Below are 24,716 nucleotides of genomic sequence, written 5' to 3' on the forward strand. Positions count from 1 at the left end.
AATACGTTACTCGAAATTGTCCTGCACAAACCGGCTCAGCGCGCGTACGCCCCACCCGGTTGCCCCCTTCGGCGCATAAGAGGTCTCGGCAGCGACCGAGGCCACACCCGCGATATCCAGGTGAATCCACGGCGTGTCCTCTTTCACGAACCTTTGCAGGAATTGTGCGGCCGTGATCGATCCGGCAGGCCGTCCACCCACATTTTTCATATCCGCGATCCGCGATTTCAGCATCTTGTCATATGCGTCGCCCAAGGGCATCCGCCATGCGCCCTCGTCTTCGGCCTTGGCCGACTTCAGGAAGGCTTCGCAGAATGTGTCATTGTTGGAAAACACACCTGCATTCTCATGCCCCAGCCCGATGATGATGGCACCGGTGAGCGTCGCCAGATCGACCATGCCCACCGGGCTGAACCGCTCCTGCGCGTACCACATCACGTCACACAGCACCAAACGACCTTCGGCATCGGTGTTGATGATCTCGACCGTGTCACCCTTCATCGACTTCACCACATCGCCCGGGCGCGTGGCATTGCCCGAGGGCATGTTCTCGACCAGCCCGACCAGCCCCACAACATTGGCCTTGGCTTTGCGCTTGGCCAGCGCCCGCATGGTCCCCGCGACGACACCCGCACCGCCCATATCCATGGTCATGTCTTCCATGCCACCGGCCGGTTTCAGCGAGATGCCGCCGGTGTCAAACACCACACCCTTGCCGATCAAAGCCAGCGGCGCGTCATCGGTGTCCCCGCCTTTCCAGTGCATGACCACCACTTTCGAGGGGCTGTCCGACCCCTGCCCGACGCTTAGCAGCGTTCGCATGCCCAACTCGGCCAGCTTGTCCTCTTCCAGAACCTCCACCTCAAGGCCCAGGTCCTGCATCTCGGCCAGACGGTCGGCGAACTCGGTCGTGGTCAGGATGTTGGCCGGTTCGTTGGTCAGGTCGCGGGTCATGCGTACGCCGTCCGCCACTGCATAAAGGGGGGCAAACATGGCTTCAGCCTCATCCGATTTCGAATGGCTGATGACCACCTCGCCCATCGGGTCCGAGTCCTTGGTCTTGTGCGCGTCGAAATCATAGCTGCGTAGCACAATCCCAAGTGCCAGATCCGCGACTCTCACCTGATTGGAGGCCATGACCAGAAGCGCCTTGCCGCCAGACAGTTTGGCCAGCGCGACCCCTGCCTTGCGGGCTTCATCCGCATCGGGACGGCGCGGCAGAACCAGCACATCCAATGCCTCGGCAGCCATCCCGGCGGGCCACGCCAGCGAGATCACGTCGCCGGTTTTGGCCTTGCCGAACCGGTCACTTTCGACAAGGCGTGCCACTGCGCCCTTGGTCAGCCGGTTCGCGCGCCGCGCAGCGGGGTTCATCTTGCCATCCTCGGGGATGATAATGGCCACACGACCTTCGGCCGCAGCCATTGCATCCAGATCAAAGGGGGTAAAACGGACCGGTACCAAACTGCTCATGCCATGCTCCTGTTCAATGCGTTCCCCAAGACCTAGCCCGCAAGGTCGCAGTTGACCAGATATCAGTTTTCCAAGCGTCGCAATTGCAGTAAGGTCGCCGGAAAATAACCGGCAGGCATCGGGGGAAACATCTTGGCAGTATTCGGCAGGAATAGGCCGTCGCGTATGTTATTGCGCGGTGACGCGGCTTATGTGATTCTCTACGATCACGCACACCCCGGAGCGTCCGCGTGATCCTAGACCGATACTTTGCCCGGCGTTTTATCCAAAGCTTTGTTGTGATCGGCGGGATTTTTCTGACGCTGATGATCCTGATCGATCTGATCGAACAGGTCCGGCGCTTCGATGACGCCAAACTGTCGTTCGGGCAACTTTTGCAACTGACGCTGCTGAATACACCTGCCGCAATTGGTGAAATGCTGCCTCTGCTAACCATTCTGGCGACGATTGCCCTGTTCGTCGGATTGGCGCGCAGCTCGGAACTGGTGGTAACGCGGGCCATCGGACGCTCGGGTATCCGGGCCTTGGTCGCCCCGTGCTTTCTGGCGCTTATCATTGGGGTTCTGGCCGTGGCCCTGCTGAATCCGATCTCGGCGGCGACTTCGGAAGAGTTCCAGCGCCTGTCAGATGATTATCGCAACAATGGCAGCTCGACCCTGTCCATCAGCCGCGAAGGGCTTTGGCTGCGGCAGGGATCGGCCGCCGGACAGTCCGTCATCCATGCCACCGGCACCCTCAACGGCGACAAGCTGGGGCTGCGCGATGTCACGATCACGACCTTTTCGGCGGATGGCAAACCCAACGAGCAGATTTCGGCGAAGACGGCCCAGCTTGAGAACGGACACTGGGCGCTGCATCAGGCCAAGGTCTGGCCTATTCAGGACGATTTGAACCCCGAAGCCAACGCCATCAGCCACGAGGTTCTGAACCTACCGACAACGCTGACGCGCGACCGGATTCTTGACACGCTGGGCAAACAGGAATCGGTCTCGGTCTATGACCTGCCGCAGCTGATCCGCGACCTGCGCGAAGCGGGGTTTTCCACCAAGCAATATGAAGTCTGGCTGCAGGTACAGCTGGCCCGCCCGCTGTTTCTGGTATCGATGGTCCTGATCGGAGCCGCCTTTACCATGCGCCATGTGCGTTTCGGCGGCACCGGCATCGCGATCCTGACAGCCGTTTTGCTGGGGTTCGGTATCTATTTCGTGCGTAACTTCGCGCAGATTTTGGGGGAAAACGGACAGCTGCCCATTCTGGTCGCTGCCTGGGCGCCGCCGTTTGCCGCCATCATGCTGTCGCTCGGCCTTTTGCTACATGCGGAGGATGGCTGATGCGCAGTTTGCTTCCTCTGGTTATGCTTGGCGCGCTGGCACTGACCGCGCCCGAGGTCATGGCTCAGTCGAACCCGACCGCCCCGGAACCGCCCGCGGATGCCGCCCAGCAGGACCAGCCGGCTCTGCTGATCGCGGACAAGATTTTCATCACGCCCGACCGCCTTCTTGTCGCCGAAGGCAATGTCGAAGCCTATCAGGGCGATACCAAGCTGACGGCAAGCCGTGTAACCTTTGACCGCGACACCGGAGAGCTGAACCTGACCGGTCCGATTCGTATCGATCAGGGCGGGCAGTCCACTCTGCTGGCCGATTCCGCGCAATTGGACAGCGGCATCCAGAACGGGTTACTGACCGGAGCGCGCATGGTGTTCGACCAGCAAGTGCAGGTCGCATCGGTTCAGGCCAACCGGGTGTCGGGGCGGTATACGCAGTTCAGCAAAGTGGCCGCGACCTCGTGCCATGTCTGCGCCAATGGCAGGCCCCCGCTTTGGCAAATCCGTGCCCGCAAGGTCACCCATGATCAGCTTGAGAGGCAGCTGTATTTCGAAGGCGCGCAGTTCCGCATTCTTGACCTGCCGGTTTTCTACTTTCCGGTCCTGCGCCTGCCCGACCCGACTCTGGACCGGGCAACCGGTTTCCTTGTGCCCTCGATCCGGACCACCTCGCAGCTGGGAACCGGCTTGCAAGTGCCTTATTTCTTCAAGCTTGGGGATCACAAGGACCTGACGCTGACGCCGTATCTTTCGCCCAACACACGCACTCTGGGCTATCGGTATCGGCAAGCCTTCAAAAACGGACGCATTCGCTTGCGCGGCGCTCATACCCGGGACGACCTGCAGGAAGATCAGGATCGCGGGTTCTTCTTTGCCGACGGCTATTTCCTTCTGAAGAACGATTTCCGGCTGACCTTTGATATCGAGACCGCCTCGGACGACGCCTATCTGGCCGATTACGGGTTCGGAAACCCCGACCTTGACCGCCTGCGCAGCGAAGTCGCGCTGGAACGGATCAATCGCGATACCGCGTTTCGGACCAGCTTCATACATTTCAAAACGCTGCGCGACAGCGAGGATCAGGATGAAATCCCCTCGCGCGTGTTCGATATCGACTATCGAAAACGGTATTTCCCCAAGTCCATCGGCGGCGAGGTTGAACTGGCCTTTATCGGGCATACCCATCATCGCACCAGCAGTCAGGACGTTCTGGGCCGCGACGTGGCGCGTGCAACGGCAGATGCTGAATGGTTGCGCGGCTGGACCTTTGCGACCGGCTTGCGGGCACAGGCGCAACTGGGGGCGTCGGTCGACACGTTCGACATCCAGAATGACAGCGAATTTCCCAACCAGATCACCCGGGCAACGCCACGCGCCGCCTTTACCCTGCGGTATCCGATGGTCCGGCGCGAACAGGGGGGCGCCACCCAATATCTGGAACCCATCGCTCAGTTGGGATGGACTCATGTGACCAACACGGATGTTCCCAACGATGAAAGCACCTTTCAGGAATTCGATCAGGGCAACCTGCTGTCCCTGTCCCGCTTTCCCGCCGAAGACCGCAGGGAAGACGGCACTGCTGCCGTGTTTGGCCTGAACTGGGCCCGATTTGCACCCGGCGGCTGGCAGGCGCGGGCAACCGTAGGACAGGTGTTCCGCAGCGACTCAGACCCCGATTTCACACTGACCTCGGGCTTGCAGGGATCCAAGTCGGACGTCCTGCTGGCCGGGCAACTGCAGAATGGCAACGGGCTGTCTCTGGCCGCGCGGGGTCTTCTCAACAGTGATTTCAGCTTTACCAAGGCCGAAATTCGAAGCGCTTGGTCACAGGGTGAAACACTGTTGACCGGTAGCTATGTCTGGCTGGAACCCGATGAGGCGGAAACCGGTGGCGACGAAATCTCCGAGATATTGCTGACCGGGCGTCATGCCATCGACCAAAACTGGCTGACCCGCGCAAGCTGGCGCTATGATGTGAGCGAAACTGAACCCTTGCGGTATGGGTTTGGCCTCACGTACAGAAACGAATGCGTTCAGGTTAACATGTCTGTCAGCCGACGCTTTACATCGACATCAAGTATTGAGCCTTCGACAGAATTCGGCTTTACCGTAGCTCTCACCGGGTATTCTGTCGCAGGCGAAGGCAAGAAGTTCAAAAAGACATGCAGCTGATCTCAGGACTCACCACCTTTTTCCGTTCCGGCCCCTGTAAGGCCGTTCTGACCGCGGCAGTGCTTGCCACCTCTGCCCCGCAGGCATTTGCGCAAAGCCTGTTTTCGCCGGCTGTGCGAGTCAATCAGGACATCGTCACCTGGTACGAGCTGCAGCAACGCCAGCAATTCCTCGACCTGCTCGGTGTCCCCGGCAGCTCGGAAGACGAAGTGCGGCAGGCTCTGATCGACGACCGGTTGCGCAAACAGGCGATGCAACAGGCCGGAATCTCCGCCTCGCCCGAGGATGTTCAGGCCGGGATCGACGAATTCGCGTCTCGCGGCCAACTGACCACCGAACAGTTCCTGCAAATTCTCGGCGAAGCCGGCGTGGATCAGGAAACCGTACGGGATTTCATTGCCGACCAACTGGCCTGGCGCAACTATATCAGCGCCCGCTTTCTGTCGCAGGCCCGTCCCAGCGAAGACGAGATCAATCGCGCGCTCGGGCAAGGCGGCGGGGGCGGTTTGCAAGTTCTGCTGTCGGAAATCATCATCCCCGTGACCCCGCAAACATTGCCGCAAGCTCAGGCCCTGGCGGATGAAATCGCGCTGCTGACAGGGCAAGAGGCGTTCTCGTCAGCAGCTACACAGTATTCAGCGGCAGCCACACGTGACAATGGCGGACGGCTGGAATGGCTGCCCTTGAGCAACCTGCCCCCGGCCCTTCAACCGGTCATTCTGGGTCTGGAAAACGGCCAGATTACCGAGCCGATTTCCCTGCCCAACGCCGTGGCCCTGTTCCAGATGCGCGGGTTGCGCGAGGTTGCGGCAGGCACGCCGCAATATTCCGAGATCGACTACGCAGTATACCTGCTGCCCGGCGGGCGCAGCGCAGAAACCCTGTCTGCCGCCGCTCAGCTGACTGAAAACGTGGACAATTGCGATGACCTCTACGGGATCGTCAAGGATCAGCCTCCTGAAGTACTGGAGCGGACCACGGCAAGCCCGGCCAACATCCCCCGCGACATCGCACTGGAGCTTGGCAAGCTGGATCCCAATGAGGTGTCCACCGCGCTGACGCGCAACAACGGACAAACTCTGATGTTCCTGATGCTGTGTGGACGCACCCGCGATTTGGGCGAGGACACATCGCGCGCGGATGTGGCCAACGCGCTGACACAACAACGGCTTCAGGCGTTTTCCGACAGCTTGCTGGAACAGCTCAGAGCCGACGCCGTCATCGTCGATCAATGACCGCGCCAATTGCGCTCAGCTGCGGCGATCCGGCTGGAATAGGACCTGAAATCGCCGCAAAAGCCTGGGCCGCGCTGCGCGAGGATTGCCCGTTTTTCTATATCGGTGACGCAGACCACCTGCCAAAAGGCACGCCAACCCAACAGATCGACGATCCGTCAGCAGCATCATCCATCTGCGCCCATGCGCTGCCGGTCCTGCAGCTCGACTTCCCATCCAAGAACGTGCCGGGCCGCCCTGATCCGCAAAATGCAGCACAGGTCATTCAGTCCATCAAGGACGGCGTGTCTCTGGTCACATCCGGCAAGGCCGCAGCCCTGTGTACCGCGCCGATCCACAAGAAGGCCCTGATCGATGGTGCCGGGTTTGCCTATCCCGGTCACACTGAATTTCTGGCCGCGCTGGCAGGCCGAGATCGGGTCGTCATGATGCTGGCCAGCGACCAGTTGCGTGTGGTCCCAGCGACGATTCACATCCCTCTGTCTCAGGTTCCCGCAAAACTGACGGCGGATCTGCTGCGGGAAACCATCGAGATCACAGCCCGCGGCCTTCGCACCCAATTCGGCATCGCCACGCCCCGGATCGCTATCGCCGGTCTCAACCCCCATGCCGGTGAAGGCGGCAAAATGGGCTCTGAAGAGCTTGACTGGATCAACGATCTGATCACCAGCCTGAACCCTGATACCTACACACTCACCGGGCCCCACCCGGCGGATACCTTGTTCCACGCGGCTGCACGCACGCGGTACGACGCGGCCATTGCCATGTATCACGATCAGGCGCTGATCCCGATCAAGACGCTGGATTTCGACCGGGGCGTGAACGTGACGCTGGGCCTGCCCTTCATTCGCACCTCGCCCGACCATGGCACTGCGCTGGACATCGCCGGACAAGGCATTGCCAACCCGACCAGCCTGATCGAGGCTCTGAAACTCGCCCGACGTATGGCACAAACCCCTTGATGCTTCACCTGGCTGAAAATATCCCCGCCGGAGGCAAAAAACCTCTGGCGCTGCCCGGCCAAAACGCGCCACGGTGATTGGATCATGAGCGCCATCGACACCCTTCCTCCGCTGCGTGAAGTCATCGCAACCCACCAGCTTTCAGCCCGCAAATCGCTGGGCCAGAACTTCCTCTTGGATCTCAACCTGACCGCCAAGATCGCGCGTCAGGCCGGGGATCTGACGCAATGCGACGTTCTGGAAATTGGCCCCGGCCCCGGCGGTCTGACCCGGGGGTTGCTGTCCGAGGGTGCGCGCAAAGTTGTGGCGGTGGAAAAGGACACCCGCTGTATTGCCGCCCTGACCGAGATCGCAACTGCCTATCCCGGACGTCTGGATGTCATCAACGGCGATGCACTGGAAATCGACCCGCTCAGACATCTGACACCGCCCATCCGGGTGGCTGCCAACCTGCCCTATAACGTGGGAACCGAACTTCTGGTGCGCTGGCTAACGCCGCCCGAATGGCCGCCGTTCTGGCAAAGCCTGACCCTGATGTTCCAGCGTGAAGTGGCTGAACGTATCGTGGCACAGCCCGGCAGCAAGACCTACGGCCGCCTTGCCATCCTCGCCCAGTGGCGGGCCGAGGCGCGCATCGCGATGTCGTTGCCGCCCGGGGCCTTCACCCCTCCACCAAAGGTCTCAAGCGCCGTGGTCCACCTGACCGCTCTGCCCCAACCTCGCTTTCCAGCCGATGCATCCACGCTGTCTCGCGTCGTCGCAGCCGCTTTCAATCAAAGACGCAAAATGCTGCGCGCGTCGTTGAAAGGCGTCGCCCCGGATATCGAAGACCGTCTGTTGGCCGCGGGTATTCAACCGACCGAGCGCGCCGAGCAGGTCCCGCTCGAGGCGTTCTGCGCCCTCGCTCGCGAAGTTCAAAACCTCTGAATCGAAAAACCCCGAAGCGCGGGCCTCGGGGTTTGCAAAATCGATCGCTCAGGGCTTACTCAGCCGCTTCCGGCGCATCACCCTTGTCCTTGGCGGGATCCTCGGCTGCAGGCTTGGGCTTGCGGGCGCGGGGTTTGCGTGCCGGCTTTTCCTTTTTCTCCGGTGCGGCAGGCTCTGAACCTTTGCTTTCCGGCGTCTCGACCAGACCACTTTCCGGCGCGACATCGGGCGTGAAACCCATCACATCCGGCTGTGGTGCTTCCGCCGGGTCAGCCTGGCGCGCGGCTTCGCGTTCCTGACGCTCGGCGCGTTCACGGTCACGCTCGGCCTGGCGTTCGCGGTTCTGCCGCTCCTGCTCTTCCCGGCGCGCTTCCATTTCACGCTGCGCCTCACTGAGCAAGCGCAGGTAATGCTCGGCGTGCTGCTGGAAGTTCTCAGCCGCCACACGGTCATTGGAAAGCTGAGCATCGCGGGCCAGCTGGTTATACTTGTCTATGATCTGCTGCGGCGTGCCACGCACCTTGCCTTCGGGACCCGAGCTGTCGAAAACCCGGTTAACGACGTTGCCGCCAGAAGGGCGATTGCGGTTATTCTTGGCCCGCGAGCGGGATTTGGAAGATCTCATCTTACTTTACGTCAGCCTTGTCTTACACTGTCGATCCGTCCGCGTCTTACACTGCTCAAAGGCCTTAGATGTGACACGGTGTCGACGTTTTTGGGCTTGGCGTCAGGGGCCCGCTGAGACAGCGTCAACCTCTCCGACTAATCCTGAGTAAACACGTCCTGAGGCCTCAGACAAGAGCTTTGTCCCACAATTCGCAGCTTTTTTACATTGATCGGCGTTTTTCAGCCTCAAAACGCCCGATCAAAGGGGCATTCGGGCAAAAACGACGCGATCACGACCGTCCAGATCTGGGATAATCCGCGTATCGCACAACCCGGCCGCATCGAACAAGGCACAGACCTGCACGCCCTGCGTTGGGCCAATTTCCACCAGCAACCGCCCGTCAGGCATCAGAAAATCCGGCGCGCCCGCCGCGATCCGGCGATATGCCCCCAAACCATCCCCTTCGTCGGTCAGGGCCAATCTGGGCTCATGTTCGCGCACTTCCGGCGACAGAGCCTCCATTTCATCAATCGAAATATATGGCGGGTTGGAGACAATGAGGTCAAATCTACCATCAATGTCGCCAAACCAGTCGGATTTCCGAATTTCCAAACGCGTCTGCACCTGATGCTGGACGGCATTGGCGCTGGCCTGCAGGCAGGCCGATTCGCTCAGATCAATACCCAGCCCCGAGGCGCTTGCCCGTTCCGCCAGCAAAGTGATCAGGATACACCCCGACCCCACGCCCAAGTCCAGTACATAATCGAACGGCTCACTCAACGCCGCCTCGATCAGCGTCTCGGTCTCGGGGCGCGGATCCAGCACATCGCGGCTGACCTTGAAGCGGCGGCCGTAGAATTCGCGCTCTCCCAACAGATGCGAAACCGGCACCCGGATGGCGCGCAGCGATATCAGCTGGTCATAGCGCTCTGCGATATCGACCGGCAGTTCCTCGGGCGCGATCAGCGTCACCCGGCTGGCTTCGATCCGTGCCGCATGGGCCAGCAAAACCCGTGCGTCCCGCGCCGGATCGGGTACGCCGGCCGCTCGCAAACGCGCTGTTGCGGCCACCATGGCCTGAGCCGCTGTCAGCGCCGCGATCATTGCGCCATCTCCGCCAGCAGCCGGGCCTGATCATCTGCGGTCAATGCGTCAATCACCTCATCCAGATCGCCCTGCATCACCTGATCCAGCTTATACAGCGTCAGATTGATACGGTGATCGGTCATCCGCCCTTGCGGGAAATTATAGGTCCTGATCCGTTCCGACCGGTCGCCCGAGCCCACCTGACTGGCGCGATCGGCGGACCGTTCACTGTCGATCCGCTGCCGTTCCAGATCATAAAGGCGCGTTTTCAGCACTTGCATCGCAATCTCACGGTTGCGGTGCTGGGATTTCTCGGAACTGGTCACCACGATCCCACTGGGAAGGTGCGTGATCCGCACCGCCGAGTCGGTGGTGTTCACATGCTGCCCACCTGCCCCCGAACTGCGCATCGTGTCGATACGGATATCATTTGCGTCGATCTGAATGTCCACATCCTCGGCCTCGGGCAGCACCGCCACCGTCGCGGCGGAGGTATGTATACGTCCGCCGCTTTCCGTCTCCGGGACACGCTGCACGCGATGCACGCCGGATTCGTATTTCATCCGCGCGAAAACGTTATCGCCCTTGATATGCGCCACGACCTCTTTGATGCCGCCCAGATCCGAGGCTTGTTCCTCGATGATCTCAAACTGCCAGCCGCGCGCTTCGGCATAGCGTTGATACATGCGCAGCAGGTCTCCGGCGAATAGGGCCGCCTCGTCGCCACCTGTCCCGGGGCGAATTTCCAGCATCGCCGGGCGCGCGTCGGCCGCGTCCCTGGGCAACAACGCCAGTTGCAGCGCGTGTTCAGCCTCGGGGATTCGGGCCTGCAGGTCGGGGATTTCCTCTTCCGCCAGCTCTTTCATGTCCGGATCGGCCAGCATCGCTTGCGCCTCGGCCAAATCGGCCACCAATTGGCGCCACCCCATGATCTGATCGACCACCGGCTTGAGGTCGGAATATTCCTTGGCCAAAGCCGCAATATCCCCGCCCGAAGCCCCATCGGCCATGGCCGCTTCGAGGTACTGGAATCGCTGTGTTATCTGTTCAAGGCGTTCTTCGGGGATCATCCCGGCGGTGTCTATCATCCCGGAGCGTTGGTCAAGGCCCCAGCATATGCTAAGCTAACCGTCATGAAGGGGTTGTTTTTCGTTTTTTCGCTGATTGTCACACCTGCGATGGCAGATTATGTCGGTCCGGATGGCAAGGTTCGCGATTGTTATTGCACGGATAAATCCGGCTCGCGCATCGAGTTGGGCGAGATGATCTGTTTGCAGGTGGACGGACGCATGTTTATGGCGCAATGCCAGATGTCGCTAAACGTGCCGATGTGGCGCGAGGTTCAGGACGGCTGCTTATCCTCAGGATTGGAGGGCGACGAGCCATCCTTCAACCCGATCACGATTTACCCCAAAATCTGACCGTCCAAACCGCAGACGGGCATGAATGCGCAGCGTATCACCGTCTCGCAGCACGGTCGTATAGTCGGGAAACCCGAACACCTTGGTGCGGGTGACATAGGTGATCATCCCCTCTTCCACCGACCCGGCCAGCACCGCGGTTCGCGGAGTCGCGCGCGCAAGTGTGTCGAGCCGGGCCAACCCATCCGGACCGATTTCGACAACGCGGACAACACCGCCCCGCATGTCCAGATCGGTCGTTGCGTCAGGTGCGACATGCCATTTAACAGGATCGGACGGAGCCATGCGAATGTAGGCCCCGGCCAGGACGACCAACGCAACCAGCACGAGCAGAACCATCTTTTTCATCCCGAACCTTTCGTTTCGCTCAAACTATTCGGATCACCCTGTCAGGCAAGACCGGAACAGCCTCGCTACCGTGACGTCACACCGGGCAGGATGCACAACATTTCGAACAGCAGGTTCGCCGCCGTCAGCGCCGTGTTACCGGACGGATCGTAAGGCGGAGAGACCTCGACCAGATCGCAACCCACCACCTTCAACCCCTGCAGCGCATGGATCAGTTGCAAAGCTTGCGGGGTGGTCAGACCTCCGATCTCGGGCGTGCCGGTTCCGGGGGCGTAAGCCGGATCAAGGCTGTCGATATCGTAGGTGATATAAGTCGGGTGGTCGCCGATTGTCTTGCGGATGCGGGATCCGATCTCGGTCAGGTTCTGCTGCCACAACTCCCAGGCCGGGAATTGCTGGAAACCCCAGCCTTGCGCTTCGGAAAAGTCGCTGGCGGCATAGCCCGAGCCGCGAATACCGATCTGGAAGGTCTTGTCGGCGACGATCAGCTTTTCCTCATAGGCGCGACGGAAAACGGTGCCGTGGGTTTCCTTCTCGCCGAACATCTCATCATTGACGTCGGCATGGGCGTCCACATGAACCAGCGCCATCGGGCCATGTTTCTCGGCAATTGCCCGCAGGATCGGCAGGGTGATTGAATGATCGCCGCCCATCGCCACCGGGATCACATCCTGCGCCAGAATACCGTCATAGCTGTCCTTGATGATCTTCAGGCTGTCTGCCAGCGAGAAGGTGTTGATCGCAAGATCACCGATATCGGCAATCTGCAGATTATCGAACGGAGCCGCTCCATTGGCCATGTTATAAGGCCGGATCATCGCGCTTTCGCTGCGGATCTGCTTGGGTCCGAACCGCGTGCCCGACCGCCATGAGGTGCCGATATCCATCGGAATGCCCAGCACCGCCACATCCAACCCGTCCAGCGAGGCCGCCTGCGGCAGCCGCATGAACGTATTCGGCCCCGAGAACCGCGCCAGATCGTTGCCGCCAATCGGTTGGTTGTATTGGGTCATGTGTTCTCTCCGATCTGGTGCCTCATCCAGCAGATACCGGAATTATGCCTAACCAAAGGTTAAGGCCTCAGCTTGTTCCAGCCCAACAGGCAAATGATCTGGGTCGCAACATGGGCCCCCGCAATCGCCGTCGCGCCGGAGGTGTCATAGGGGGGAGACACCTCGACCACGTCGCCGCCCTTGATGTTGATCCCGGCAATGTCGCGCAGGATGATCTGCGCCTGAATGGAACTCAGCCCACCCCAGACCGGTGTGCCGGTGCCGGGGGCAAAGGCGGGGTCCAGACCATCAATGTCAAAGCTCAGGTACACCGGGCTGTCGCCGAGGATACCCTTGATCTTCTGCGCCACGGCGGCGGGGCCGGATTCGTAGACCTCGCGCGCGTCGATGATGTTGACGCCCAGCGTGTCCTCATTGGTCGTCCGTATCCCCACCTGAACCGAGCGTTTGGGGTCCACGATCCCCGATTTCACCGCCTTGTAGAACATCGTCCCATGATCCACGCGGGACATATCGTCATCGGCCCACGTATCCGTATGCGCATCGAATTGCAGCAAGGACATCGGCCCGTATTTCTCGGCATAAGCCTTGAGGATCGGGAAGCTGATATAGTGATCCCCCCCCAGCGCGACCGAGGCGACATTGGCCTTCAGAATGGTACGGATGTGATCGGTCAACGTGTCGGGAAAGGCCGGGATATTGGCGTAGTCATAGGCCAGATCGCCATAATCGACCACTGCCAGCTCATTCAGCGCCTTGAACGGCCAGCCATAGGGTTCATCGGGCGATTGCAGCGCACTGGCCTCGCGGATCGCGCGGGGGCCAAGACGGGTGCCGGGGCGATTGGTCACCGCCTGATCGAACGGAATACCGGTCACCGCGATATCCGCGCCTGTCAGGTCCTTGGTATAAAGGCGCCGCAGGAACGACGTTGCGCCGCCAAAAGTGTTTTCATACGAAACACCTTTCAGCTCGGGGTTGGTGAACGCCTCGTCGACGTAGTTCTTTGAATCTTCCAGTGCCATGTCTTGTCCTCATCAGCCCAAGGGCTGCGCCTTTTCGACGATCCGCGCAAAGAAGGAGGCGCCAACCGGCGCGACATCGTCATTGAAGTTGTATTTTGGATGATGCAGCCCCGCGCCCTCGCCCTGCCCCATGAACAGATACGCACCGGGGCGGGCTTGCAGCATGTACGAGAAATCTTCGGCCCCCATATCGCGGCCCATATCGTCGACCACACGCTCTGCGCCGGACACCTCGCGCGCGACGTCTGCCGCGAACGCCGCCTTCTCGGCGTCGTTGATCGTCGCCGGATAGCCCACCTGATAGTCCAGCCGCGCCTCAACCCCGTAGGAAGCCGCCTGCCCCGCCACGATCTGCTCCATTCGCTCCATCACCATCTTCTGTACCGACGGGTCAAACGTGCGCACCGTGCCGTTCAGATAAGCGGTGTCGGGGATCACGTTGTTCACCGTCCCGGCGTGGATCTGCGTGACCGAGACCACCAGGTCCTCGACCGCATAGTGATTGCGACTGACAATCGTCTGGATCGCCTGCGCAATCCCGCAGGCCGCCATCACCGGATCCTTGGTCTGATGCGGCATGGCCCCATGGCCGCCGACCCCCTGAATATGAATCTCGAACGTGTCCACCGCCGCCATGATTGGCCCGGGTGTTGTGTAAAACGCGCCCTCAGGATTCCCCGGATCGTTGTGGATGCCGTAGACCTGAGAGATATCGAACCGCTCCATGATACCCTCTTCGACCATGACCCCTGCGCCACCGCCCTCTTCCTCGGCAGGCTGAAAGATCAGCGCCACGCGGCCCGCGAAATTCCGCGTCTCAGCCAGATAGCGCGCGGCCCCCAGCAGCATCGTGGTATGCCCGTCATGCCCGCAAGCGTGCATCTTGCCGGGATTGGTCGAAGCGTAGTCCAGCCCCGTCTCCTCGGTGATCGGCAGCGCGTCCATATCCGCCCGCAGGCCGATGGTTGGGCCGTCCGCCTGCCCATTGATAATCGCGACCATGCCCGTCTTGGCGATCCCCTCGTGCAGCTCATCCACCCCGAACTCGCGCAGCCGCTCGGCCACAAAAGCGGCGGTCTCATAGCATTCGAACTCCAGCTCGGGGATCGTATGCAGGTGCTGGCGCCAAGCGGCCATATCGGCGGCGTAATCGGCAATTCGGTTGACGACGGGCATCTGGGGTGGACTCCTGATCGGGACTGCGGGATGGATGGCATCTGACACCGGAACGAAAGGGTTCGCAATGGCCGAAAATCCTCTGATCCACGATACGGACGCAGGCATTGAACGCCTGCTGGAAATCATGCGCCGCCTGCGTGACCCGCAAACCGGCTGCCCATGGGACATCGAACAGGATTTTGCTACCATCGCCCCCTACACGATCGAAGAAGCCTATGAGGTCGCAGACGCCATCGAACGCGAGGCCTATGACGAGTTGAAAGGCGAACTCGGCGACCTGCTGTTCCAATCGGTCTTCCACGCGCAAATGGCTGAAGAAGCTGGGCATTTCACTTTTCAGGACGTGGTCCGTACCATGTCTGACAAGATGGTCGCCCGCCATCCGCATGTGTTCGGCGACGAGTCCCGCGACAAGTCCGCCGACCAGCAAACCCGCGATTGGGAAACCATCAAAGCGGCTGAGCGCGCAGGCAAAGAACAGAAAGGTGCGCTGGACGGTGTGGCCGCCAACCTGCCCGCCCTGCTGCGCGCCCACAAGCTGCAGAAACGCGCCGCACGCGTGGGGTTCGACTGGCCCGACGCCAGCCATGTGCTGGCCAAGATCACCGAAGAAGCCGCCGAGTTGGAAGAAGCCCGCAATGCCAAGGATGCCGACGCGCTTGAGGACGAATTCGGGGACCTCCTGTTCGTCATGGTCAACCTCGGCCGCCATCTGGGCATCGAACCCGAGGCTGCCCTGCGGCGCACCAACGCCAAGTTCACCCGCCGTTTTGAGAAGGTCGAAGCCCGGCTGGCAGAACGCGGCAAAACCCCCAACCAAAGCGATCTGGCCGAGATGGACGCGCTGTGGGATGAGGTGAAGCTTGAGGAACACCGCGCTAACGGCAAACTCCCGCCGGTGGATATCGTTGCGGACAACTAAAACGGGTAGACAAGCGTCGCCACACTTGCGAGTGTCCGACCTTCACCACCCCCGGAGACGACCATGCCCCCCCGCAAGATCATCATCGACACCGACCCCGGTCAGGACGACGCCGTCGCCATTCTGCTGGCGCTTGCCAGCCCTGAAGAGATCGAAGTTCTGGGCATCACCGCCGTCGCCGGAAACGTGCCACTGGAACTGACCGCCAAAAATGCCAGGACTGTCTGCGAATTGGCCGGCCGCACCGAGATCCCCGTTTATGCCGGATGTGACCGCCCACTGAACCGCCCCCTTGTCACGGCCGAGCATGTGCATGGCAAAACCGGGCTGGACGGCCCCGACCTGCCGGACCCTCAGATGCAACTGACCACAGGTCACGCGGTTGATTTCATCATCGACACCCTGCGCGCGCATGCGCCCGGGACCGTGACCCTCTGCCCGCTGGGGCCGCTGACCAACATTGCCACCGCCTTCCAAAAGGCCCCCGACATTGTAGACCGGGTGCAGGAGATCGTCCTGATGGGCGGCGCCTATTTCGAAGTTGGCAACATCACACCCACGGCGGAGTTCAACATCCACGTCGACCCCGAAGCCGCTGATATCGTATTTAAATCCGGCAGGCCTGTCGTCGTCATGTCGCTGGATGTCACCCATAAAGCGCTGGTGACCAAACCCCGCAACGACGCCTTCCGCGCGCTTGGCAACCGGGTCGGTATCGCCGTGGCTCAGATGACTGATTTCTTCGAACGGTTCGACAAGAACAAATACGGCTCGGAAGGCGCACCGCTGCACGATCCCTGCGTCACCGCCTATCTGATCAGGCCAGACCTGTTCTCGGGCCGCTTCGTGAATGTCGAGATCGAGACCCAGTCCGAGCTGACCATGGGGATGACCGTCGCCGATTGGTGGGGCGTCACCGATCGTGCACCCAACGCGACCTTCATGGGGGATCTGGACGCCGACGGCTTCTTTGCCCTTCTCACCGAACGGCTGGCATTGCTATGAGCGCCGCCCTTCGCCTTGCCCGCCCCGAAGACCTGGACCGTCTGATGATGCTGGTCGCTGCATTTCATTCGGAAGAAGGGATTACGCAGGATGATGATGTGCGTCGTAACGCTTTGTCCCCCTTGCTGGAGGGGATACCGCATGGTTGCATCTACCTGATCGGCCCCGGACGTGCGCCGTTGGGTTACATCATCCTGACCTTCGGCTGGTCCGTCGAATTCGGCGGCATGGATGCTTTTGTTGACGAGATCTATATCCGCCCTGCCGTACGCGGCCGCGGCATCGCAACCGAGGTTCTGCACGATCTCCCCAAAGCCCTGGCCGGAGCCGGGCTGACGGCGCTGCATCTGGAAGTAGATCGTAACAATGAGGCCGCGCAAAAACTCTATCTGCGGTCAGGGTTCAGGCTGCGCGACCAATACGCATTGATGAGCAAAAGGCTCTAGCGTGATTCTCCGCGGAAAATCAGGCCCGGATTATACATCTCTTTGACAGGGTCATTCTGAGACACTTCCATGCCCGTTACCGGATAGGTGCCAGGCTCGGAGCATGCGGCCAGAAGACCGGCAGAAAGCATTGAAATTACGAGTACAAATCTGGAAACAGACATAACGTTCTCCTCTCTGCTATGGGATCAGAGTAAGAGGAAACCGGCGTTGCCTGTAGGAACAATTTCACACAAAATTCAACTTTTGTTAACTTTTTTCGGCTTTTTGGGCCAATCTTGGGGCTGCGCGCCCGTCAGGTGCAGTTCTTTCGCATTGTCTGCTCCATGGTTTTGAACTGCCGCGGCACGCGCTTTGGCTGTGGCAGGGCCTTTAACTGATCGGTGACATTTTCACCTGTGAACCAGGACCGGAACAACAGAGTCTTGATGTCATCATCCAGCACCGTATCAGCCACGTTATATGTACACAGGCACTCTTCCATCGTGATGTCGCCGCTGGGATCGGTTTCGACCATTTTCTGGCATACAGCTTTGGGGGGCTGCTCGGCCAAGGCAATCTGCGGCAGAAACAAAAGGGCTGTGCAGCCGAGTAAGTATTTGACGGCGATCATAAGTATCCCCTTGTCAGTGAATATGAAAACCCGTGAACATCTTCGGTCAGCCTACTTAACAACCTGGAGACTGTTCAACTGCCTCAGCACGCGAAAGCCCGAAACATGGGATTTAGACCCCACCACTCCGCTACCTCTCACAGCAACCCGCGAATAATCCATTGCAGCTGGATATGCCCCTCCCCGCGTTACAGTTCTTTGACACTTTGTATTGAGAGCTTGCTGCAGGTAGATGCTGGAATACGCCCAATCTTTATGCCTGTCCGTCCAACACGACATGGTTTCCTCCGCAACGTTCCCGGACATGTGCCGAAGCCCCCACGCATTCGCTGCATCAAGCTCATCCACGGGAACCGGTTTCCCACGCGACGCTAACTCGGGGCGTTTTTCTCCCAGCATTTTTTCAGTCGCGCGTCCGAGGAAATTCACTTGGTCGGTTGTGACTTCCTCCCCCTGCGCAAAGGGCGTTTGGGTGCCAGCGCGCGCGGCATACTCCCACTCAGCCTCGGTTGGCAGACGATAAACATCCGCACCAACTTTTGTATTGAGCCAATTGGTGTACGAAACGGCATCAAGGTAAGACACAGTGATGACCGGATGTTTTCCGGTGATCTTGGCACGGGGCGCGTTTCTTCGAAGCACATAGTCTTGTGGCACATATCCACCGCACCCGCCATCCGCCACGCACGTCATCCATTCATCGTAGGTAATTTCGTTGCGGCCCATGGCGATCGGCACGTCGATTGTCACTTTGTGTAACGGTCCTTCTTGATAAGCAATGTAGGGATCATCTGGCGTGACAAGGCGAATGTTTCCGACTTCCAAGTGGACATTCAGCTTCGACTCACCGGGAGGACCGCCCATGATGAAATCGCCTAGCGGCAAAACGATCATCTCGGGGCAGACGTCGCATTCCTGAAACATCTCAAGCGGCGAAACCGTCGAGCCATCGGTCAGCTTGTACTCAGCCCAAGCAGGCAGCGACAGCATGTTCAGGAGGCAGGCCATCAGGAGTTGTTTGTTAAGCAAGATGCGTATTCTCCAATCAACCCGCACAACTTATGCCAGCATTGTCGTGGAAGAAAACATGTAGGGCCCCGATGCAACGAAAAACCGGCCCCTGTGGCAGGGACCGGTCAAAGTCTTTGTCTGGACTGGTTTAGCGCTTCAGGATCGACGCCCCGGCATATTCTGCGACCTCACCCAGAGATTCCTCGATGCGGATCAGCTGGTTGTACTTGGCCAACCGGTCCGAGCGCGCAAGCGAGCCGGTTTTAATCTGTCCGCAATTGGTTGCCACGGCCAGATCGGCAATCGTGGCGTCCTCGGTCTCGCCCGAGCGGTGGGACATCACATTGGTGTACCGCGCGCGATGGGCCATATCGACGGCGCGCAGGGTTTCGGTGAGCGACCCGATCTGGTTGACCTTGACCAGCATCGAGTTGGCGCAACCACGGTCGATCCCTTCGGCCAGCCGTTCGGGGTTGGTCACGAACAGGTCGTCACCGACCAGTTGCACTTCGTTACCAATGGCGTCGGTCAGGGCTTTCCAGCCGTCCCAGTCATCCTCGGACATGCCGTCTTCGATGGAAATGATCGGATAGTCATTGACCAGCGCCGCCAGATAGGCCGCGTTTTCCTCGGAGGTCAGGGTTTTGCCCTCGCCCGACAGAACGTATTTGCCGTCCTTGTAATATTCGGTCGCCGCGCAATCCAATGCCAGATGGATTTCTTCGCCAGGGCGATAGCCCGCCTTTTCGATGGATTTCAGAATGAAATCCAATGCCTCGCGGGTCGAGGCGATGTTCGGGGCAAAGCCACCCTCATCGCCCACACCGGTGGCCAGACCAGCGGCAGACAGCTCTTTCTTCAGCGTATGGAACACCTCGGACCCCATGCGCACCGCATCGCGGATATTGCTGGCCGAGACCGGCATGATCATGAATTCCTGAATGTCGATCGGGTTGTCCGCGTGCTCGCCGCCGTTGATGATGTTCATCATCGGAACCGGCAGGATGCGGGCCGAGGTGCCGCCGACATAGCGATACAAAGGCTGCGTGGTGAAATCCGCCGCTGCCTTCGCGGTCGCCAGTGAGACACCCAGAATGGCGTTCGCGCCCAGACGGCCTTTGTTTTCGGTCCCATCCAGTTCGATCACGGCCTGATCGATGGCGACCTGTTCAGTCGCGTCAAAGCCCACCAGTTCCTCGGCAATCTCGCCGTTCACGGCAGCAACAGCCTCAAGTACGCCCTTGCCCATGTAGCGCGCTTTGTCACCGTCGCGCTTTTCCACCGCCTCATAGGCGCCGGTTGATGCGCCCGAGGGTACCGCCGCGCGGCCCATGGTGCCGTCTTCCAAAATCACGTCAACCTCGACCGTCGGATTGCCCCGGCTGTCCAGAATTTCGCGTGCGTGGATGTCGATGATCGTGCTCATGAGGCCGTCCCTGTGGCTGCATTCGGTTGCAGGCGTCATAGCAGCCCATCACAAAAAGTAAACCATGGATGTTATCGCTAACGGAGCCTCATGGCACTGTTTGCGCCAAACTGCGACGATCCGTCAGATACAAACAGAACAAAGCCCCAGACGCGAACCTGTCCTGTCCCAGGCGGTCAGTCTTTGTCTAGCGGAACACCGTATAATTCAAGACGATGCCCTTTGAGCTTGTAGCCCAGTTTGGCGGCAATCTTCTCCTGCAGGGCTTCGATTTCGGGATCCACAAACTCGATCACCTCGCCTGACTGCACGTCGATCAGGTGATCATGATGATCACGCTCGGCATCTTCATACCGCGAACGGCCGTCGCCAAATTCCAGGCGCTCCAGAATCCCGGCCTCTTCGAACAGTTTCACCGTGCGATAGACTGTCGCGATAGAGATGCCCGAATCTACTTTCGAAGCCCGCGCATACAGCTCCTCTACGTCCGGGTGATCCGCGCTTTGCTGCAGAACTTGCGCAATGGTCCTGCGCTGGCCTGTCATACGCAGGCCTTTTGCTTCGCAGCGAGAGATGATCGTATCGGACATGGTGACCCTCGGGGCTTATTCGGTTCTCTGTCTTAATATGTCTGCGCGGCGCGCGCTACCGGGGAAACGCCTCATGGGCTACACGCCGCAGGTCGGCCCAAATGGGCAGATGGTCTGATGCGATATGCGCCGGTCGCGCGTCATGCACACCGTGCACAACCGCCTCCAGCCCGGCGCCCAGCGCGATCCGATCCAGCGCGCCCAGCGGCTGAGCAGCCGGGAAACTGGGAACGGGCGGCAGAAAGCGCATGTCAGGCGCCAGATGATCCAGAACGGGTTGGCGCGACCATTCGTTGAAATCCCCGGCCCAGACCGTGGGCATCTGGTCAAGGTCCGCGTCGCAACGCCGGATATGCGTGATCTGCTGGCGGCGGGACGCTGGCAACAAGCCCAGATGCATCCCCATGACCCGCAGCGGTCCGATGGGCGTGTCAAATTCTACCCGAACAGCACCGCGCGGTTCCAGACCCGGAAGTTCGTGATGCCCTTTGCGCCGTTCCCGGATCGCATCGCCGCGCCAGATTACGGCATTGCCATGCCAACCCAGACTGCCCGCGCCGCCCAGATCAACCACCTGCCATCCGGCTTCGTCCAGCATGAAATGCGGCAGCGCGGCAGGGCGCGGCGGCAGGCGCTTGTCGGCCTCTTGCAGCACCACGATATCGGCCTGCATACCGTCGATCACCTGCATGATCCTCTGGGGCTGGCGTCGAAAGTCCAGCCCGACGCATTTCTGGATGTTGTAACTGGCAATGCGCAGGGTTGGATGAGTTTGCATGAGACCCCGATCAGACGACTGTCCACAAAGTGCCATTCTGAACGCCGGGCGCAACCCTTTCATCTCGATGATGTGACAGAAGCGGACTCACCCCCGCGCGCCGCCTGAAAACTGATCAATACTTGGCCGAGATGGTTGATCCCGGACACCGAGTGGCTTTATCCCGATGAGAAAGCCACCAACGGACCAACGCGCGAGGTTCAGCCGTGATTTCGAACGAAGTACAGCCAGGCACCCATATGCGCGCCGGTGTTGTTCTGGTGATCGGTGGCATGATGTGGGGTCTGTACTGGATTCCGGTGCGCTTCCTGCTGGATCTCGGGCTGACCGGACCTTGGCCGGGCATTGCGATGTACAGCGTCGCAACACTTGCGCTGACGCCTCTGATCTGGCGCGAACGTCAGATGCTGGCCGCGCAATGGCGCAATCTGATACTGAGCGGGATGTTCACCGGGGCGGCGTTCAGCCTTTATTCGATCAGTCTGGTCTATACCGACGTTGTCCGTTCGATCATTCTTTTCTACCTGACACCGATCTGGGGCACGCTGCTGGGCGTCCTGTTTCTGGGCGAACGTCTCAGCAGGCAACGTCTTGCGGGCCTGATTTCCGGTCTGGCAGGATTATTTGTCGTCCTCGGCGAAACCGGGCTGGTGCCATGGCCCCAGAATATCGGCGATTGGCTGGCACTTGCCTCGGGCTTCTGCTGGGCGCTTGGCACTTTGGGCCTTTACAAAACCAGCAGCGTTTCCGTGTCCGGCCAAGTCTTTGCCTTCGTCGCAGGCGCATTGATTCTGTCGCTGTTCAGCCTTGTCTTTCTGCGCGGCGAGGTGTTGCCATCCATCGCCCTAGACGATCAGGCCCGGGTTCTGACATTTGTTCTGCTTTCGGCGCTTTACACATTGCCGATGGTCTTCATGACGATCTGGCCCGCAACGCAGCTATCACCGGGACGGGTCGGTATTTTGCTGATGAGCGAGGTCGTCGTTGGCCTCGCCTCAGCCGCGGCCTTGTCAGGAGAACCCTTCGGGCTGCGCGAACTTATCGGCGCGACCCTGATCGTCAGCGCGGCGGTGCTGGAGATCGTGCGAAAATAGTCGGAATCGGCACGCGTCGAGTACACGAACCGGATCACACCACGCGCGCTATGTACCACAAAATGTCGCGTGAACCACTTCGGTCTCTGCTGGCGGTCTCGCATATTCCGCAGCGTCCGGCTGATCTGCGTACGGCTCTGCCAGAACCTCACTCAACCGAACAAAGGGTCCATAATCGCCCTGTACCGCCGCCTGTATCATCTGCTCGATCCGGTGGTTACGCGGGATAAAAGCCGGGTTGACCACAGCAAGATCGGCCGCTGCCCCCTCGCGCCGCCTGCGCGCCACCCATCCCTCGGCCCATTGATCATAGGCGGTGGGGTCCACAAACTGATCCCGCGCCGCATCAGAACCCAGTGTACGGAAAGTATTGGTGAAATCCGCCTGGTTCTGCGCCATCCGGACCAGAAGATCCGAGATCATCTCGGCATCCCCCTCTTCCGCTGTCGCCAGCCCGATCTTGGCCCGGAAACGCTCAAGCCAGCACTGCTGCAACAGATCAGGCATGGCGTGCACGATCTCGGTCGCTTCCTCTACCGCAGCGTCCTTGTCATCCATCTGCTGGATCAGCGCCGTCGCCAGCTGGGCCGCATTCCACACCGCGATGTCGGGCTGATTGGAATAAGCATACCGCCCGGTCCGGTCGATGGAACTGAAAACGGTATTCGGATGATAGCCGTCCATGAAAGCACAGGGCCCATAATCAATGGTCTCGCCCGCGATCGAGCAATTGTCGGTGTTCATGACGCCGTGGATAAAGCCCACACTCATCCACGCAGCAACCAGCTGGGATTGCGCCCCGACCACCGCCCGCAACAGGCCCATCGGGCCGTCAGCATCCGGGTAATGGCGTTGAATGGCGTAATCTGTCAGACGGCGCAAACTGTCCAACTGCCCGCGGGCAGCAAACACCTGGAACGTGCCAACCCGCAGATGGCTCCGGGCCACACGGGTCAGAACGGCGCCGGGCATCGGCCCCTCGCGCAGTACGACCTCGCCAGTCTCAACCGCCGCCAGCGCGCGGGTGGTGGGAATGCCAAGCGCGTGCATCGCTTCGGATACGACATATTCGCGCAATACAGGCCCCAACCATGCACGCCCGTCGCCCTGTCGCGAAAATGGCGTCGGCCCCGACCCTTTCAATTGTATATCGCGGCGCACACCGTCAGTGCCCACGGTCTCGCCCAGCAGAACCGCGCGCCCATCCCCAAGCTGCGGATTGTAAGATCCGAACTGATGGCCGGAATAAAGCTGTGCAAGGGGCTCGGCCCCGGCGGGCAACGCGTTGCCGGAAAACGCCTCGGCCATATCCTCAACATCGCCCGGAGTAACGCGTAAAATTCGCGCAAGCTCCGAATTGAACGCAATCAGCCGGGGGGCCCGCACTGGCACTGGCGCCTGTCGGGCATAAAAACTGTTGGGCAGCCGGGCATAGCTGTTATCGAATGGGATCGTCAGGGTCATGCGGGTTACTTATTCCTGTTCGACGCAAATACCATAGCCCAAAACGCGCTCCCGTGCATAATCGCCGAAACACAGGAAGGCGTCATGACCGCACAAGAGATCATCACACATCTGAACCTGCAGCCCCACCCCGAGGGCGGGTGGTTCCGCGAAACCTGGCGCGCCGACAATGAAGGTCGCGCCACGGGCACCTGTATCTATTTCCTGCTGACGGAAGGTCAAAGCAGCCATTGGCACCGGGTGGATGCCACGGAAATCTGGCTGTTCCACGCCGGCGCCCCCCTGGTCCTGTCGCTCAGCCCCGATGAAACCGGCCCCGCCAGAGATCGCTTGCTGACCCCGGACCTCAAGCACGGCGCCCCGCAACTGATCGTTCCCAAAGACCACTGGCAAGCAGCCCGGTCCACAGGCACCTATACACTGGTCAGTTGCGCAGTCTCCCCAGGGTTCGAATTCGACGGTTTCGACCTGGCCGAACCGGGCTTTGACATCCCCCGCGACCAATAGGCAAACGCCGCCCCCTGCCCCAAAGTCACAACTTCATCTTTTGGAAAATACTCCGGGGGAGTCGCGGTTTGCCGCGACGGGGGCA

The 24,716-nt window shown here is 60.2% G+C and carries 25 protein-coding genes; 11 read left to right on the forward strand and 14 right to left on the reverse strand.

Going from position 1 to position 24,716, the window contains the following annotated elements:
* Window positions 1-6 precede the first annotated feature (6 nt).
* Window positions 7-1,473: a leucyl aminopeptidase gene (locus ACRZ9X_RS00750; RefSeq protein WP_480515223.1), complete on the reverse strand. Its 1,467-nt coding sequence runs from the start codon at window positions 1,471-1,473 to the stop codon at window positions 7-9.
* 230 nt (window positions 1,474-1,703) lie between these two features.
* On the opposite strand from ACRZ9X_RS00750, the gene lptG reads away from it, so the two are divergent.
* From lptG to rsmA, 5 genes are all read left to right on the forward strand, one after another.
* Window positions 1,704-2,804 (forward strand): LPS export ABC transporter permease LptG, encoded by a 1,101-nt coding sequence (gene lptG / locus ACRZ9X_RS00755; RefSeq protein ID WP_480515225.1) that lies wholly within the window; start codon window positions 1,704-1,706, stop codon window positions 2,802-2,804.
* Window positions 2,804-4,972 (forward strand): LPS-assembly protein LptD, encoded by a 2,169-nt coding sequence (locus ACRZ9X_RS00760; protein ID WP_480515227.1) that lies wholly within the window; start codon window positions 2,804-2,806, stop codon window positions 4,970-4,972. The genes lptG and ACRZ9X_RS00760 overlap by 1 nt, the downstream gene beginning before the upstream one ends.
* Entirely contained in the window at window positions 4,963-6,207 is a 1,245-nt protein-coding gene (locus ACRZ9X_RS00765) for a peptidylprolyl isomerase (RefSeq protein WP_480515229.1), read from the forward strand. Before ACRZ9X_RS00760 ends, ACRZ9X_RS00765 begins: the two co-directional genes overlap by 10 nt.
* Window positions 6,204-7,169, forward strand: a complete 966-nt coding sequence (gene pdxA / locus ACRZ9X_RS00770; RefSeq protein ID WP_480515230.1) for a 4-hydroxythreonine-4-phosphate dehydrogenase PdxA — start codon at window positions 6,204-6,206, stop codon at window positions 7,167-7,169. The genes ACRZ9X_RS00765 and pdxA overlap by 4 nt, the downstream gene beginning before the upstream one ends.
* 84 nt (window positions 7,170-7,253) lie before the next feature.
* Entirely contained in the window at window positions 7,254-8,096 is an 843-nt protein-coding gene (gene rsmA, locus ACRZ9X_RS00775; protein ID WP_480515232.1) for a 16S rRNA (adenine(1518)-N(6)/adenine(1519)-N(6))-dimethyltransferase RsmA, read from the forward strand.
* Between the two features lie 55 nt (window positions 8,097-8,151).
* On the opposite strand, the gene ACRZ9X_RS00780 is transcribed toward rsmA, so the two are convergent.
* The 3 genes from ACRZ9X_RS00780 to prfA all read right to left on the reverse strand — a co-directional run bounded on the left by ACRZ9X_RS00780 (window position 8,152) and on the right by prfA (window position 10,859).
* Window positions 8,152-8,721 (reverse strand): DUF4167 domain-containing protein, encoded by a 570-nt coding sequence (locus ACRZ9X_RS00780; RefSeq protein WP_480515234.1) that lies wholly within the window; start codon window positions 8,719-8,721, stop codon window positions 8,152-8,154.
* 240 nt (window positions 8,722-8,961) lie between these two features.
* On the reverse strand, window positions 8,962-9,807 hold the full coding sequence (gene prmC / locus ACRZ9X_RS00785; RefSeq protein ID WP_480515235.1) for a peptide chain release factor N(5)-glutamine methyltransferase: 846 nt from the start codon (window positions 9,805-9,807) through the stop codon (window positions 8,962-8,964).
* Window positions 9,804-10,859: a peptide chain release factor 1 gene (gene prfA, locus ACRZ9X_RS00790; RefSeq protein WP_480515887.1), complete on the reverse strand. Its 1,056-nt coding sequence runs from the start codon at window positions 10,857-10,859 to the stop codon at window positions 9,804-9,806. The genes prmC and prfA overlap by 4 nt, the downstream gene beginning before the upstream one ends.
* A 63-nt stretch (window positions 10,860-10,922) precedes the next feature.
* Here prfA and ACRZ9X_RS00795 point away from each other — a divergent pair, with 63 nt between their 5' ends.
* Complete coding sequence (locus tag ACRZ9X_RS00795; protein WP_480515237.1) at window positions 10,923-11,210, forward strand: hypothetical protein; 288 nt, start codon at window positions 10,923-10,925, stop codon at window positions 11,208-11,210.
* Here ACRZ9X_RS00795 and ACRZ9X_RS00800 read toward each other — a convergent pair.
* The 4 genes from ACRZ9X_RS00800 to ACRZ9X_RS00815 form a co-directional block, all read right to left on the reverse strand.
* The gene (locus tag ACRZ9X_RS00800) at window positions 11,151-11,558 is read right to left on the reverse strand and encodes a DUF1499 domain-containing protein (RefSeq protein WP_480515238.1); all 408 of its coding nucleotides are present in this window, start codon (window positions 11,556-11,558) and stop codon (window positions 11,151-11,153) included. The two genes, ACRZ9X_RS00795 and ACRZ9X_RS00800, sit on opposite strands and share 60 nt — an antisense overlap.
* A gap of 65 nt (window positions 11,559-11,623) precedes the next feature.
* A complete protein-coding gene (speB, locus tag ACRZ9X_RS00805) occupies window positions 11,624-12,571 on the reverse strand; it encodes an agmatinase (protein WP_480515240.1) in 948 nt (315 codons plus the stop codon).
* Between the two features lie 59 nt (window positions 12,572-12,630).
* Window positions 12,631-13,596, reverse strand: coding sequence for an agmatinase (speB, locus tag ACRZ9X_RS00810; protein ID WP_480515242.1), 966 nt, complete (start codon window positions 13,594-13,596; stop codon window positions 12,631-12,633).
* 12 nt (window positions 13,597-13,608) lie between these two features.
* Window positions 13,609-14,772, reverse strand: coding sequence for a M20 aminoacylase family protein (locus ACRZ9X_RS00815; RefSeq protein WP_480515244.1), 1,164 nt, complete (start codon window positions 14,770-14,772; stop codon window positions 13,609-13,611).
* Between the two features lie 67 nt (window positions 14,773-14,839).
* On the opposite strand from ACRZ9X_RS00815, the gene mazG reads away from it, so the two are divergent.
* The 3 genes from mazG to ACRZ9X_RS00830 all read left to right on the forward strand — a co-directional run bounded on the left by mazG (window position 14,840) and on the right by ACRZ9X_RS00830 (window position 17,148).
* Window positions 14,840-15,697, forward strand: a complete 858-nt coding sequence (mazG, locus tag ACRZ9X_RS00820) for a nucleoside triphosphate pyrophosphohydrolase (protein ID WP_480515246.1) — start codon at window positions 14,840-14,842, stop codon at window positions 15,695-15,697.
* A gap of 63 nt (window positions 15,698-15,760) precedes the next feature.
* Window positions 15,761-16,702, forward strand: coding sequence for a nucleoside hydrolase (locus ACRZ9X_RS00825; RefSeq protein ID WP_480515248.1), 942 nt, complete (start codon window positions 15,761-15,763; stop codon window positions 16,700-16,702).
* Window positions 16,699-17,148, forward strand: a complete 450-nt coding sequence (locus ACRZ9X_RS00830) for a GNAT family N-acetyltransferase (RefSeq protein WP_480515250.1) — start codon at window positions 16,699-16,701, stop codon at window positions 17,146-17,148. The genes ACRZ9X_RS00825 and ACRZ9X_RS00830 overlap by 4 nt, the downstream gene beginning before the upstream one ends.
* Before the next feature lie 295 nt (window positions 17,149-17,443).
* On the opposite strand, the gene ACRZ9X_RS00835 is transcribed toward ACRZ9X_RS00830, so the two are convergent.
* The 5 genes from ACRZ9X_RS00835 to ACRZ9X_RS00855 all read right to left on the reverse strand — a co-directional run bounded on the left by ACRZ9X_RS00835 (window position 17,444) and on the right by ACRZ9X_RS00855 (window position 21,566).
* Window positions 17,444-17,761 (reverse strand): hypothetical protein, encoded by a 318-nt coding sequence (locus ACRZ9X_RS00835; RefSeq protein ID WP_480515252.1) that lies wholly within the window; start codon window positions 17,759-17,761, stop codon window positions 17,444-17,446.
* A gap of 51 nt (window positions 17,762-17,812) precedes the next feature.
* Window positions 17,813-18,790 (reverse strand): formylglycine-generating enzyme family protein, encoded by a 978-nt coding sequence (locus ACRZ9X_RS00840; RefSeq protein WP_480515254.1) that lies wholly within the window; start codon window positions 18,788-18,790, stop codon window positions 17,813-17,815.
* A gap of 130 nt (window positions 18,791-18,920) precedes the next feature.
* Window positions 18,921-20,198 (reverse strand): phosphopyruvate hydratase, encoded by a 1,278-nt coding sequence (gene eno / locus ACRZ9X_RS00845; RefSeq protein WP_480515255.1) that lies wholly within the window; start codon window positions 20,196-20,198, stop codon window positions 18,921-18,923.
* Window positions 20,199-20,374: 176 nt separating this feature from the next.
* Window positions 20,375-20,788, reverse strand: coding sequence for a Fur family transcriptional regulator (locus tag ACRZ9X_RS00850; RefSeq protein WP_480515257.1), 414 nt, complete (start codon window positions 20,786-20,788; stop codon window positions 20,375-20,377).
* 55 nt (window positions 20,789-20,843) lie between these two features.
* Window positions 20,844-21,566: an endonuclease/exonuclease/phosphatase family protein gene (locus ACRZ9X_RS00855; RefSeq protein WP_480515259.1), complete on the reverse strand. Its 723-nt coding sequence runs from the start codon at window positions 21,564-21,566 to the stop codon at window positions 20,844-20,846.
* A 206-nt stretch (window positions 21,567-21,772) separates the two neighbouring features.
* Here ACRZ9X_RS00855 and ACRZ9X_RS00860 point away from each other — a divergent pair, with 206 nt between their 5' ends.
* Window positions 21,773-22,660, forward strand: a complete 888-nt coding sequence (locus ACRZ9X_RS00860) for a DMT family transporter (protein ID WP_480515261.1) — start codon at window positions 21,773-21,775, stop codon at window positions 22,658-22,660.
* 48 nt (window positions 22,661-22,708) lie between these two features.
* Here ACRZ9X_RS00860 and ACRZ9X_RS00865 read toward each other — a convergent pair whose 3' ends face one another.
* On the reverse strand, window positions 22,709-24,124 hold the full coding sequence (locus ACRZ9X_RS00865; RefSeq protein WP_480515263.1) for a protein adenylyltransferase SelO: 1,416 nt from the start codon (window positions 24,122-24,124) through the stop codon (window positions 22,709-22,711).
* Window positions 24,125-24,208: 84 nt separating this feature from the next.
* On the opposite strand from ACRZ9X_RS00865, the gene ACRZ9X_RS00870 reads away from it, so the two are divergent.
* Complete coding sequence (locus tag ACRZ9X_RS00870) at window positions 24,209-24,631, forward strand: cupin domain-containing protein (protein ID WP_480515265.1); 423 nt, start codon at window positions 24,209-24,211, stop codon at window positions 24,629-24,631.
* Window positions 24,632-24,716 lie beyond the last annotated feature (85 nt).

The sequence above is a fragment of the Ruegeria sp. AL1 genome (assembly GCF_056540905.1).